The organism is Enterobacter sp. 03-F-07-AD-ECC, assembly GCF_047530935.1.
GTDB classification, from domain to species: Bacteria; Pseudomonadota; Gammaproteobacteria; order Enterobacterales; family Enterobacteriaceae; genus Enterobacter; species Enterobacter cloacae.
Map to the genome: position 1 here is coordinate 57,240 of NZ_JBLKBZ010000010.1, position 12,225 is coordinate 69,464.

Sequence of the window (12,225 nt, forward strand, 5' to 3'; positions counted from 1 at the left end):
TGATGTCCATAATGGAAGCCGACCTGCATAACCTGAAAATCAACGATCCGTTTCTTGGCCAGTATCAGCGGCTGGTGCGTGATGTGGTCATCCCCTATCAGTGGGATGCGCTCAACGATCGCGTGGCAGAAGCCGAGCCCAGTCATGCCATCACCAACTTCCGCATTGCGGCAGGTCTTGAAGAAGGTGAGTTCTACGGCATGGTATTTCAGGACAGTGACGTGGCGAAATGGCTGGAAGCCGTGGCGTGGTCGCTGTGTCAGAAACCCGATGCTGAACTGGAAAAAACCGCCGATGAGGTGATTGAACTGATCGCCGCGGCGCAGTGTGAAGATGGTTATCTCAATACGTACTTCACCGTCAAAGCGCCCGACGAACGCTGGACAAATCTGGCCGAGTGCCACGAGCTTTACTGCGCCGGGCATATGATCGAAGCTGGCGTGGTGTATTTTCAGGGCACCGGAAAACGCCGACTGCTGGAGGTGGTGTGCAAACTGGCAGATCATATCGACACCGTTTTCGGCCCCCGGGAAGGCCAGCTTCACGGCTATCCGGGCCACCCGGAAATCGAGCTGGCGCTGATGCGGCTGTACGACGTTACTGAGGAGCCACGCTACCTGAACCTGGTGAAATACTTCATCGAGGCGCGCGGTACGCAGCCTCACTTCTATGATATCGAATACGAGAAGCGCGGCAGAACATCGTACTGGCACACCTACGGCCCGGCATGGATGGTCAAGGACAAAGCTTACAGCCAGGCGCATCAACCGCTTGCTGAACAACAAACAGCGATTGGCCATGCGGTTCGTTTTGTCTACCTGATGGCGGGTATGGCACACCTGGCCCGTCTGAGCAAAGACGACGCAAAACGTCAGGACTGCTTACGCCTGTGGAACAACATGGCGCAGCGCCAGCTGTACATTACCGGCGGGATTGGTTCGCAAAGTAGCGGAGAAGCCTTCAGCAGTGATTACGATCTGCCCAACGATACGGTGTATGCCGAAAGCTGCGCCTCGATTGGCCTGATGATGTTTGCCCGTCGGATGCTGGAGATGGAAGCGGATAGCCGCTACGCCGACGTGATGGAGCGCGCCCTGTACAACACGGTGCTGGGCGGCATGGCGCTGGACGGTAAGCATTTCTTCTATGTTAACCCGCTGGAAGTGCACCCCAGGACGCTGGCCTTTAACCACATCTACGACCACGTCAAACCGGTTCGTCAGCGCTGGTTCGGCTGCGCCTGTTGCCCGCCGAATATCGCCCGCGTGCTGACGTCGCTGGGGCATTACATTTACACCGTTCGCCCGGATGCGCTTTTCATTAATCTCTACGTAGGGAATGAGGTCACCATCCCGATGGGCGATGAGACGCTTAAGCTGCGGATCAGCGGTAATTATCCGTGGCAGGAAGAGGTCAACATTGAGATCGTCTCGCCCGTACCGGTGACGCACACCCTGGCCCTGCGACTGCCGGACTGGTGCGCAAATCCTCACGTGTCGCTGAACGGAGAAGGCATGACGGGCGAGGTATCACGGGGCTATCTTCACCTCACCCGTCGCTGGCAGGAGGGCGATACGCTCACGCTAACCTTACCGATGCCGGTCCGCCGCGTGTACGGTCACCCACAGGTTCGTCAGCAGGCCGGAAAGGTCGCGCTGCAGCGCGGTCCGCTGGTCTACTGCCTTGAAGAAGCCGACAATGGCGCCAACCTGCATAATCTTGCCCTGCCTGCCGACAGTGAATTCCGGGTTTTCGAGGGTAAAGGAATTTTCGCTCATAAGATGCTGATTCAGGCGGAAGGTGTCACGCATGACGCCGCAGAAGCGGGATCGGAGGCGTTATGGCAGTACGACCGTCCTGCGGTGCAACGTCAACCCAAAACGTTGACCTTTATTCCGTGGTTTAGCTGGGCTAACCGGGGAGAAGGGGAAATGCGCATTTGGGTGGATGAGGACTGAATATCTGCGGCCTGATGCCCTCACCCCAACCCTCTCCCACGGGAGAGGGATCGTTAAGGCAGCACGCGACGCGCTGCCTCAGCAAGAAAAGCGCTTCGGTTACTAAACTGCGGATGCTCATTCACAAAAGAATCAATTTTCACCAGCAATCGACGAGGCAGGGTGATATTGATACGCTCGGCCTTACCGTCGAATTGCTTCATATTGATATCTACAAGCAACCATTGTCCGCCGATAAAATCACCCGGTGTGGCTTCAAGATGTGCTTCAACATTGCCAGGGAGAGGTAACTCTTCATCCATTTCAAATAGCGCTTCGAAGTGAGCTGTCAGTGCATCACGTGCATCCTGAAAAGCATCATCCAGAGAATTGCCGGCAAAAAAACAACCAGGAACGTCAGGAAAAAAACCGCTGGCGCTACCGTCGGGATCAGAATGAATGTAAGCCGGATAAAACATAACTACTCCTGATATCAGTGTTTGATTCCCGCCTGCCGCCAGATTTGCGCGAGGGTGCCGGGTTTTATGTCCTTTTTGGGATGTGGAACGGTCACCAACCCCGCATGTACTGGGTGGCGAAACTGATGATGGCTTCCTTTCGTTCTTACACATTTCCAGCCATGCCTGACCAGAACAGTAATGACATCCGCACTTTTCACATTCCAATCCTTCCATGATTATACACATCATACACACCATAGCTACTGGTGCAGATGACAATAGACGAAAGGAAATGCAAACGCAGCCGGGTTTTGTCTGAACAGGAAGGAGCAACGCAAAAAGAAAGGCGGAACAGGTAAATTGCAGATCGAAATACAGGCGCTATCACAACGCCGGGTAAGGTGAAGCCGCCACCCGGCGTTACAGCATCAGAAGCGCCAGCTCAGCCCGGTCATCAGCGCAAAGCTGTCGTCGCGGTCGATCATCGGGCTGTTCTTCACGTCGTCAGGCAATACGGTATATACCGCGCTGGCGTTAAGGAACAGGTTCTGGGTTAACTGATATTTTGCCGCCAGACCCACGTATGGCGTCCAGCTGTCACCGGCGGCGTATTCATTGAGACCTGAGCGGCGAGACTCGCTGCCGGAAACCCCGTAGTAGTAGTCGTTATAGCTCTCGTCACTGTAGAAAATGCCCACAGATGGCGTCAGCGTGAGGCGTTCCATGCGGATGGGGCGGAAGTACGAAATCTCACCGACTACGCCACCGCTTTCATCCATCGCATCGCCGGAAACGGCAATTTTCAGCGAGCCCCAGTTTTCATGGCGGTAATAGGCGCCACCCAGGAAAGCAGACGCTTTACGCTCATCCAGATGTTTCATCTGAGGGTCGTCGTTATCGTCGGGATCAAAATGCAGCGGCATCCACGACGCGGTCAGGCTAAATTCATTTTTTTCGTCTTTCCACAGGATCCATCCACCTGTGGTCTGGCGCACATAGAATCGGTCACCTTCATAGCTAATTAACGGAACCGCGGTGGTATTTTCATTATACCCTTTATAAGGTGACTCATTAAATACAGCCCCCGCGCCAAGTGAAAAGTCACCGGCCATTGCGGATGAGGTCGCAAATAACGTGGCAGCGATGAGTAAATTGTTTTTAATAGTCATTCCATGTAATCCATTTAAACGCCGAACAAGCGAGGCGAATAATAATGGTTACAAATTTGCGTATGCAACGCCGCTGTTTATATAATATTATATATAAAATCATATAGATGGGTGGGCATGATGAATAAATTACAACTAAAACCCCGCGAATTAAAAATAATTTCCGTCATCGCCGCCACCCACAGCATTGGCGACGCCGCCGCCCTGCTGGGCATGGCACAGGCCAACGTCAGTAAATATCTCTCTGATTTTGAAACACGAGTCGGTCTCAAGGTCTTTGAGCGCACCACCCGTCAGCTTGCGCTAACGCAGTTTGGTGAGGCCTTGCTTCCTTACGTGAACGCCACGCTGGATAAAAATAGTCAGCTTATTAATTTTATTGCCGATTATAAGCATGAAAAGCGTGGAAAGGTGACGATTTACGCCCCGACAGGCATCGTGACCTATCTCTCTCGTCATGTGATCCACCAGATAAAAGATATTGGCGATATTCGTATTTCGCTGAAAACATACAATCTGGATCGCAATGAATTTTCTGAGGGGGTGACCTTTCCGGATGACTGCGATATTTTAATTACCTATGCTCAGCCGAAAGATGAAAGTCTGGTCGCAAGTGTATTAACCCAATATTCCGTTACCGCCTTCGCGACCGAGGAGTATTTAAATCAGCACCCGTTAAACGGCCCGGAAGATTTAATTCATCATTCCTGTATTTTAATCGACTCCATGCTGGTGGATGATGCTAACATCTGGCGGTTCCGCGTTCATGGCAGTGATGATGTACAGGATTACCGGGTTACCGGGAATTATATTTGCGACAATACGCAAACTGCCCTGGAGCTGGCGAGGAATAATCTCGGTATCGTCTTTGCGCCGAAAGAGAGCCTGAGAAAAGAGTTAAAAAACGGTTCACTTGTTCCCTGCTTCCCGCATCAGGAAGAGTGGTGGCTGGATCTGACGGCCATCTTCCGCAAACGTGAATACCAGCCATGGCGCGTGCAATATGTTCTGGATGGCGTCCTGAATAATCTTCGCCAGCAAATAGCTCAGGCCGCCCACGGACGGCCTGAGCTGGATGACTAGAACAGCCCCAGCGGTTTATCGGAGTAGCTGACCAGCAGGCATTTCGTCTGCTGATAATGCTCCAGCATCATTTTGTGCGTTTCACGCCCGATGCCTGACTGCTTATAGCCCCCAAAGGCCGCGTGCGCCGGGTAGGCGTGATAACAGTTGGTCCATACGCGTCCGGCCTGGATCCCCCGGCCCATTTTATACGCCAGATTGCCGTTGCGGCTCCAGACGCCTGCCCCCAGGCCATACGGCGTATCGTTGGCAATCTCCAGCGCCTCCTCCATCGTTTTGAAGGTGGTCACGGCCAGCACCGGTCCAAAAATTTCCTCCTGGAAAACGCGCATATTGTTTTTGCCAGACAGAATGGTCGGCTCAAGGTAATACCCTTCCTGCAGATCGCCACCGAGCACTTTACGGCGTCCACCAGTCAGGACATCCGCCCCTTCTTTTTTGCCGATATCAATGTAATTGAGGATGGTTTCCAGCTGTCCATGCGACACCTGCGCGCCCATCTGCGTCACGTTATCTAGCGGGTTACCGCTACGGATCGACTCCACGCGGCGAATGGCCCGTTCCATAAAGCGCTCATAGATGGACTCCTGCACCAGCGCGCGGCTTGGACAGGTGCAGACTTCGCCCTGGTTAAAGGCAAACAGCGCAAACCCTTCCAGCGCTTTATCGAAGAAGGCGTCCTCTTCCGCCATTACGTCCTCGAAGAAGATGTTTGGGGATTTTCCGCCCAGCTCCAGCGTCACCGGAATGATGTTCTGGGTGGCGTACTGCATGATCTGCTGACCCACTTCCGTCGAGCCGGTAAACGCCACTTTGGCGATGCGTTTTGAGGTCGCCAGATATTCCCCAATCTCCCCCCCGGCCCCGTTGACCACGTTAATCACACCCGGGGGCAGCAGGTCACCGATAATGTCCATCAGCAGCAGTACTGAAAGCGGCGTTAAGCGGGCCGGTTTCAGGACAATGCAGTTCCCGGCCGCCAGCGCGGGCGCCATTTTCCAGCTCGCCATCAACAACGGGAAGTTCCACGGGATAATCTGCCCCACCACGCCCAGCGGCTCGTGGAAGTGATACGCCACGGTGTCGCTATCGACTTCACTGATTCCTCCCTCCTGAGCACGAATACAGGAGGCAAAATAGCGGAAGTGGTCAATCGCCAGCGGCACATCGGCCGCCATCGTTTCACGGATCGGCTTGCCGTTATCCCAGGTTTCTGCCGTCGCCAGCAGCTCAAGATTTTGCTCCATCCGGTCGGCAATTTTGAACAGGATCGCCGCCCTGTCCTGCACGGAAGTCTGTCCCCATTTATCTTTGGCTTTATGCGCCGCATCCAGCGCCAGATCGATATCGCGCTTGCCTGAGCTGGCTATCTCACACAGCGGCTGGCCGGTGACGGGGGTCAGGTTGGAATAGTATTCGCCGTCGACGGGTGCCACCCAGTCGCCGCCAATAAAGTTGTCATAACGGGGTTTTAGCTTGAGAGGGAAACCGTACTCGCCTGGCTGAATGCGTGAAGAGGGAGGATTGTTTGTCATGACCGTCTCCTTGCTGTTGGTGTACAACAAGGGTAGTACCGGCTGGTGATTTTATCGCCAGCCGGGAGTGGTGTTTACGACAGGGGTCACGCTGTTTCTGGAAAGAGCAACGAATCCCGTAATAAATGGTCGTTACCGCGACGGCGGGTAAAACCGATGCGGTTGAAATATTCCAGGATCTGAATGGCAAGCTTTCGCCCCACGTTCAGACGATCGCGGAAATCAGCCGCACAGGTGGAGCCTCGCGCCTGATCCAGTTCGCGGATCAGACTGGCAAACGCGACGATACGATCGTTGCGGTAATAACGATCTTTCACGATCGCAACGATGAGCCCCTGCTGCGCGGCATGGCGCAATACCTGGCGCATCACCTGCTCGTCGGTATTCGTTTCACGGGCGAGATCGCGAACCCACCAGGGCTCATCGCCAAACAGAGGGGCCGCTTTTTGCCAGATTGCCTCTTGCTCTGCGGTGAACCCGGCTTTGTGTTCCGGCAGATGCAGCCAGCCGTGGTGGCTTTTGATCACGCCGCTTTCACGCATGTTTTCAATCAGCAACAGCACCAGCGCATCGTCTTCCATTGGCAGCGCCATACGACGCAGGCGCTCGCGCCCCGGGCCAGGTTCATCCTGATGCTGTTCATGGTAGGTGGCGAGCGTGTTTAACACCTTTCGCTGCCAGCACGCCGCAACCGGCGCGTTCAGCAGGTTATTACCGGCCTGGATAAATCCCGGCTGCTGGGTCAGCGGGAGGAGGCCTTCGTTGCTGAGCTGTCGTGCCCAGGCGAAGTCGGTCAGGTTCACCGCACCGCGTTCAAGATGCACCTCCAGCGCAGCCTTATCGTTACTGGCCTGCGCCAGTGCCGACAGCCACTGCAAATACTCCGGTTTACGCTTCCCGCGACGCGGCGGGTTGAGCGTCACCACCCGCGCCCCGGCCAGCGTTTCTCGCGCCGAAATATCACGCAGCACCAGACGGTCATTATCTGCCAGCCAGAGTGGCGTATCGAAAACCAGTTCAGCGAGATCGTTTTCCAACAGCGACACGCGCCCGGTGATATGGCTGGCCGCATGGTGGATATGCAGCGGCTGCCACTGACTGAGCGGGATATGCGTCTGCAGGGAGACAATCACCCGCTCAGACGGTTCTGGCGGCGCCTCAGACAGCAGCCAGTCGCCGCGGTTTAGCTGCGCTTTCTCCGCATCGCCGGCAATATTGAGGGCGATACGCTGCCCGGCATGGGCATGATCAACGGGCTGGTTTTGTGCATGCAACCCGCGCACCCGCATCGGCTTGTTAATACCCGTCAGCCATACGGTATCGCCCACCTTCACTTCCCCACTCAGGGCAGTACCGGTCACCACCAGACCCGCACCTTTAACGGTAAACGCCCTGTCAATGGCCAGACGAAAGCGATGATGGCTGGCATGTTCCCGCGACGAAAGCTGCTGCAAATGGTGGCGAAGTGCGTCGATCCCGCGCCCTTCTGTGGCGACTGTTTCAAACAGCGCAGCATCGGTAAAGCCATATTCGCGCAACGTGGCCTGCACCGCCTCGCGCACCTCGTTAATACGCGTCGCGTCCACACGATCGGCTTTGGTCAGCGCCACGGTTAGCTGTGGGTTGCCCGTCAACTGCAGGATCGCCAGGTGTTCACGCGTTTGCGCCATAACGCCGTCATCACAGGCCACCACCAGCAGGGCATGGTCAATACCTCCGACCCCCGCCAGCATGTTGGAAAGAAACTTTTCGTGTCCGGGGACGTCAATAAAGCCCAGCACGCGGCCATCGGGCTGCGGCCAGTAGGCATAACCCAGATCGATGGTCATACCGCGCTTTTTCTCTTCCGGCAGGCGATCGGCATTCACGCCCGTGATGGCCTGCAACAAGGTGGTTTTTCCGTGGTCAACATGACCGGCGGTGGCAATAATCATTTCAACAGCATCTCCAGAAATCGCTCTTCATCTTCAAGACAGCGTAGATCCAGCCACATTCGGCCATCGTAAATTCGCCCGATAACCGGCGTAGGCAGAGCACGCCAGCGCGCAGAGAGCGCATCAAGCCTGCTGCCGCGGCCATCGCGCGGGGTGAAGGTCAGGGCCGCGCTGGGCAGCCGATCCACTGGTAACGAGCCACTGCCAATTTGCGACTGGCAGGACTCAATGCGCACGTCGAAATCGGCGTAATGCGACGCGACATTGGGCAACAGTAACTCGGCCTGCGCGCGAATCGAGGCGGCATCACGCGTTAACAGACGCAGCGTTGGCAGGCGTTCCGCCAGTTTCTCCGGGTGGAGATAGAGCCGCAGCGTCGCGTCCAGCGCGGCAAGCGTCATTTTATCGGCACGCAGGGCGCGCTTCAGCGGATGCTGCTGCAGTTTCGCAATCAATTCACGCTTACCGACGATGATCCCGGCCTGCGGCCCGCCCAGCAGCTTATCACCGGAAAAACTGACCAGGCTAACGCCCGCCGCAATCATCTCCTGCACCATCGGCTCTTTCGGCAGACCATACTGGCTCAGATCCACCAGCGAGCCGCTGCCGAGATCGGCAACGACCGGCACATTCAGCTCCTGGCCTATCGCCGCCAGCTCGGCCTCTTCAACGGCTTTAGTGAACCCTTCGATATGATAATTACTGGTGTGGACCTTCATCAGCAGGGCGGTGTTTTCATTCACCGCCGCACGGTAATCTTTCGCATGGGTCCGGTTAGTGGTACCCACTTCATGCAGGGTACAGCCCGCCTGGCGCATCACGTCCGGGATGCGAAACGCGCCGCCAATCTCCACCAGTTCGCCGCGCGAGACGACCACCTCTTTGCCGCTGGCGGTCGCTGCCAGCATCAACAGGACCGCCGCCGCGTTGTTATTCACAATGCAGGCATCTTCAGCACCGGTGAGCTGGCAAAGCAGATCCGCCAGGGCCCGATCACGATGCCCGCGTCCTGCACCGTCGAGATCGTACTCCAGCGTGACAGGCGAACGCATGGCCTGCGTTACGGCATCTACCGCCTCTTCCGCCTGCTGCGCACGCCCGAGATTGGTATGCAGGACTGTCCCCGTCAGGTTAATCACCGGGCGCAACGCGCTTTGCCCTTTCTCAACCAGCCTCTGTTCCAGCTCCTGCTCCCACGCCACGCACCAGCCGGGCAAGGCATTTTCTGCCTGAATATGGCGCCGGGCCTCGTCCTGAAGCAGACGTAACATCTCAACCGTCGCGGTATGGCCGAACCGCTCGACAGCGGAATGAATAAGGGGTTCTCGAAGGAGTCGGTCGGTAGCGGGGATCTGGCTGTACAGGGAGTGATGAGTAGTCATGAAAGAGCCTGGCGAGTAAATATCATCCCCCCTCCCGACGGGAGAGGGAGTTAACATGTGGAGGGATTGTACCGCCTCCTGACGCGAAGTGTTATAACCCGCGTCAAGCCTTTGGCGGTTCGGTACGGGCGAAGCTCTCGCGCTGGAAGAGCGTTTCGGCGAGCTTCACCAGCAGCGGACGGTCGACGCACCAGCCAGGGGAGACGCGACGAAAGTTGAGATAACCAATGGCGCAGGCGATAGCGATCGTCGCCAGATTCAGGCTATCCGTTGCTATTTTGCCCTCCTGGATGAGCTGCTCGCACCTGTCCAGGCTGCGGCTGATTTTCTCACGCTGGCGCAGCAGCTCCGTTTCCGACTGCTGAGCAACGGGCCTTGCCTGCTCGCGCACGGAAGTTAACGCCGCATCCATGATGCCATCGGCCAGCGCTTCAATTTGCTTCACTGCCAGGGCCGCCTTCGGATCTGCCGGTAACATGGCTGGCGCAACGCCGAGCAGCTCGATGTACTCAGCGATAATCGGGGAATCAAACCAGTATTCGCCCTCGTCCGTTACCAGCGCCGGGACTTTCCCCAGCGGGTTGTACTGCGCAACGCCGTTTTCGGCGTGGTACGGCTGTTCATTAACGAATTCAAATTCAATCCCTTTCTCCAGCAGGAGAATCGAGATCTTTCGCACGAAGGGACTGGTGTAGCTGCCGATGAGTTTCATTGCCTGATCCTTGATGCCAGAAAAAGTCAGTATGGATCAAGCGCTGAAAAAAGGGCAGGTATGCATGTCGCATTCCTGCCCGGCGAGGATTAATGATCAAGATAGAGATAGTGCATCCAGCTGGTCATGCGCAGCAGGACTTTACGCATCACCGAGACGTGCGCGAAATGGTCGGAATAGACCGCCACCTGCGCGTAAATACCGTCCGGCAACGCATCAACGTCGGCGTTAGGCTCCAGTTCTATCAGCGCCTGCACGCCATCCGTTCCCGGTGTAACCGTTAGCGATTGCAGCGCCCCCTGCGCCTGATATGAGCCCCCTGGCACCACCGGCAGAATGCTGGTGAGCTTGCCGGAGAAGACCTGCCCCGGCAGAGCGTTAAACACCACTTCCGCTTCATCGCCCGGCTTCAGACGCAGCAGCGAGTTCTGACGGAACTGGGCCACAATCTGGCGTTTCTGTTCAGGAATAAAGACCATGACCGGGCGCAGCGGCAGCGCGGCGGCATACGTTCCCGGGCGAATCAACACCTGGGTGATGTAGCCATTACTCGGCGCACGTACCACGGTCTGATCCAGGTTGTATTTGGCTTCGGCCAGCTGGGCGCGTAAAGAGGCAATCTGCGACTGTTCGCCGTTCACCATGCTGTCTAACTGGCTTTTGATCTGCGTCTGTTCCGCCACTGAGCCTTTTACCAGCGCGTCCTGAGCCAGATAGTTCTGCCGCGCGTTGTCGATATCGCTCTCAGAGAACGGGTTTACCTTCGCCTGGCTGCCTTTGAGATAGCGCTGGTAATCTTTATACAGACGGTCCCGCTCGGCGGACACGCGCGTGGTGTTGGCTACTGCTTCAGACAACTGCGCTTTGAGCACGTCGATATTGTGCGTCGCGGTCACCAGGTCGGCCTGCAGTCTGTCGACCCGGGCCTGATAGCGGCCCGGGTCAAGTTTAAATAACACTTCGCCTTTTTTAATAAGCTGGTTATTTTTATCAGTGACTTCGCTGACCACGCCGGTCACCTGCGGCGTAATTGGGATTGAAATAACTGCTTTTTGCGCCGTAAACGTATACGGGTGGTTATAGTTCATTAATAAAATAAGGCCCGCCACAATAAATACCCCACCTAATGTGGCGGTGGCGAGCGTCCACTGGTTGACCGGAATACGGAATATTTTAAAAATCGCCTAGGCAAACGCCACGTAGGTCAAAATAATCAACAGATCCATAATTAGCGCTCCAGCGTTTTCGTATCAGCAGTGGGCTGTACCGCTGCCAGCTTTTGTTCTAATTCGGCCACGCGTTTGGCCAGCGCATCCATACCCGGCACCTCATCAGGTTTGGTGATGTGGTTTTGCATGCCCCAACCGCGATCTTCCCGGTACAGCGTGGCCCAGATCCACAGGAACGGCCAGATGGCATGGAGCGTAAACAGGCTAATCCAGCCCGCCGTGTGGATTGCATCGGCATGGGGATGATTACGCTTTTTGGCCATGTTATAGGGGATGTCATGAATGGCGATGATTCCGTAAAACAGAACCAGAAAAACAAAAATCAATACGCCCAGCGCAAAATAGTTGAGAAACATATTCTCCTCACTTAAACAACGTCAACTCATTAAATTAATAAAACAGTACGCAACCTAATTAATTTATTTTTAAACATAAAAGGTAGACTGGTTATTTCAGAGCCGGGGAGTATCGGTTTTTATAATATCTCCATGCAAGTTTATAAACGTGTCAAAATATATCCTGAATAATAATATACTTAACCTTACATTATGAGCGTAATCCACGTTTTCGCTTTTCGCCATACCACACATGAAAAGTGGTTTTTTAGCTTTGCGTGTTGCCCAGGACCATCGTGACGCTCATTCGTCAGGCAGAATTTGCCGCCGATCACAGCCGGAGAAATCCGCATAAAAATTTTTTGTGAATTAAATCACAACTCACAAACAAACTCGCGACAACTAAATGTGATACACCTCACAAAAACAGGGGTGTTTTGCCGATTTT

Annotated in this window: 11 protein-coding genes; 2 read left to right on the top strand and 9 right to left on the bottom strand. The window is 55.2% G+C overall.

The annotated features are described in order from the left end of the window. The first annotated feature begins 2 nt into the window (after nucleotides 1–2). Complete coding sequence (locus ACMWKA_RS15935; RefSeq protein ID WP_414760412.1) at nucleotides 3–1,958, top strand: glycoside hydrolase family 127 protein; 1,956 nt, start codon at nucleotides 3–5, stop codon at nucleotides 1,956–1,958. A gap of 53 nt (nucleotides 1,959–2,011) precedes the next feature. On the opposite strand, the gene ACMWKA_RS15940 is transcribed toward ACMWKA_RS15935, so the two are convergent. The 3 genes from ACMWKA_RS15940 to ACMWKA_RS15950 form a co-directional block, all read right to left on the bottom strand. Next, on the bottom strand, nucleotides 2,012–2,416 hold the full coding sequence (locus tag ACMWKA_RS15940) for a type II toxin-antitoxin system HicB family antitoxin (RefSeq protein WP_013094943.1): 405 nt from the start codon (nucleotides 2,414–2,416) through the stop codon (nucleotides 2,012–2,014). Between the two features lie 14 nt (nucleotides 2,417–2,430). Continuing rightward, nucleotides 2,431–2,616, bottom strand: a complete 186-nt coding sequence (locus tag ACMWKA_RS15945; RefSeq protein WP_071843252.1) for a type II toxin-antitoxin system HicA family toxin — start codon at nucleotides 2,614–2,616, stop codon at nucleotides 2,431–2,433. A 210-nt stretch (nucleotides 2,617–2,826) separates the two neighbouring features. After that, entirely contained in the window at nucleotides 2,827–3,567 is a 741-nt protein-coding gene (locus ACMWKA_RS15950) for a MipA/OmpV family protein (RefSeq protein ID WP_248076853.1), read from the bottom strand. A 117-nt stretch (nucleotides 3,568–3,684) separates the two neighbouring features. Here ACMWKA_RS15950 and ACMWKA_RS15955 point away from each other — a divergent pair, with 117 nt between their 5' ends. After that, nucleotides 3,685–4,650 carry a LysR family transcriptional regulator gene (locus ACMWKA_RS15955; RefSeq protein ID WP_061771396.1) on the top strand — a complete coding sequence of 322 codons (966 nt, stop codon included), beginning with the start codon at nucleotides 3,685–3,687 and terminating at the stop codon, nucleotides 4,648–4,650. On the opposite strand, the gene ACMWKA_RS15960 is transcribed toward ACMWKA_RS15955, so the two are convergent. The 6 genes from ACMWKA_RS15960 to ACMWKA_RS15985 all read right to left on the bottom strand — a co-directional run bounded on the left by ACMWKA_RS15960 (nucleotide 4,647) and on the right by ACMWKA_RS15985 (nucleotide 11,798). Continuing rightward, the gene (locus ACMWKA_RS15960; protein WP_020686520.1) at nucleotides 4,647–6,185 is read right to left on the bottom strand and encodes an aldehyde dehydrogenase family protein; all 1,539 of its coding nucleotides are present in this window, start codon (nucleotides 6,183–6,185) and stop codon (nucleotides 4,647–4,649) included. The two genes, ACMWKA_RS15955 and ACMWKA_RS15960, sit on opposite strands and share 4 nt — an antisense overlap. Nucleotides 6,186–6,271: 86 nt before the next feature. Further along, on the bottom strand, nucleotides 6,272–8,119 hold the full coding sequence (gene selB, locus ACMWKA_RS15965; protein WP_095440009.1) for a selenocysteine-specific translation elongation factor: 1,848 nt from the start codon (nucleotides 8,117–8,119) through the stop codon (nucleotides 6,272–6,274). After that, complete coding sequence (gene selA / locus ACMWKA_RS15970) at nucleotides 8,116–9,501, bottom strand: L-seryl-tRNA(Sec) selenium transferase (protein ID WP_038982544.1); 1,386 nt, start codon at nucleotides 9,499–9,501, stop codon at nucleotides 8,116–8,118. The genes selB and selA overlap by 4 nt, the downstream gene beginning before the upstream one ends. Before the next feature lie 103 nt (nucleotides 9,502–9,604). Then, nucleotides 9,605–10,213, bottom strand: a complete 609-nt coding sequence (locus tag ACMWKA_RS15975; protein ID WP_414760413.1) for a glutathione S-transferase — start codon at nucleotides 10,211–10,213, stop codon at nucleotides 9,605–9,607. A gap of 89 nt (nucleotides 10,214–10,302) precedes the next feature. Next, the gene (locus tag ACMWKA_RS15980; RefSeq protein ID WP_414760428.1) at nucleotides 10,303–11,394 is read right to left on the bottom strand and encodes an HlyD family secretion protein; all 1,092 of its coding nucleotides are present in this window, start codon (nucleotides 11,392–11,394) and stop codon (nucleotides 10,303–10,305) included. 47 nt (nucleotides 11,395–11,441) lie between these two features. Then, nucleotides 11,442–11,798, bottom strand: coding sequence for a DUF3302 domain-containing protein (locus tag ACMWKA_RS15985; protein WP_013094935.1), 357 nt, complete (start codon nucleotides 11,796–11,798; stop codon nucleotides 11,442–11,444). Between the last annotated feature and the right edge of the window lie 427 nt (nucleotides 11,799–12,225).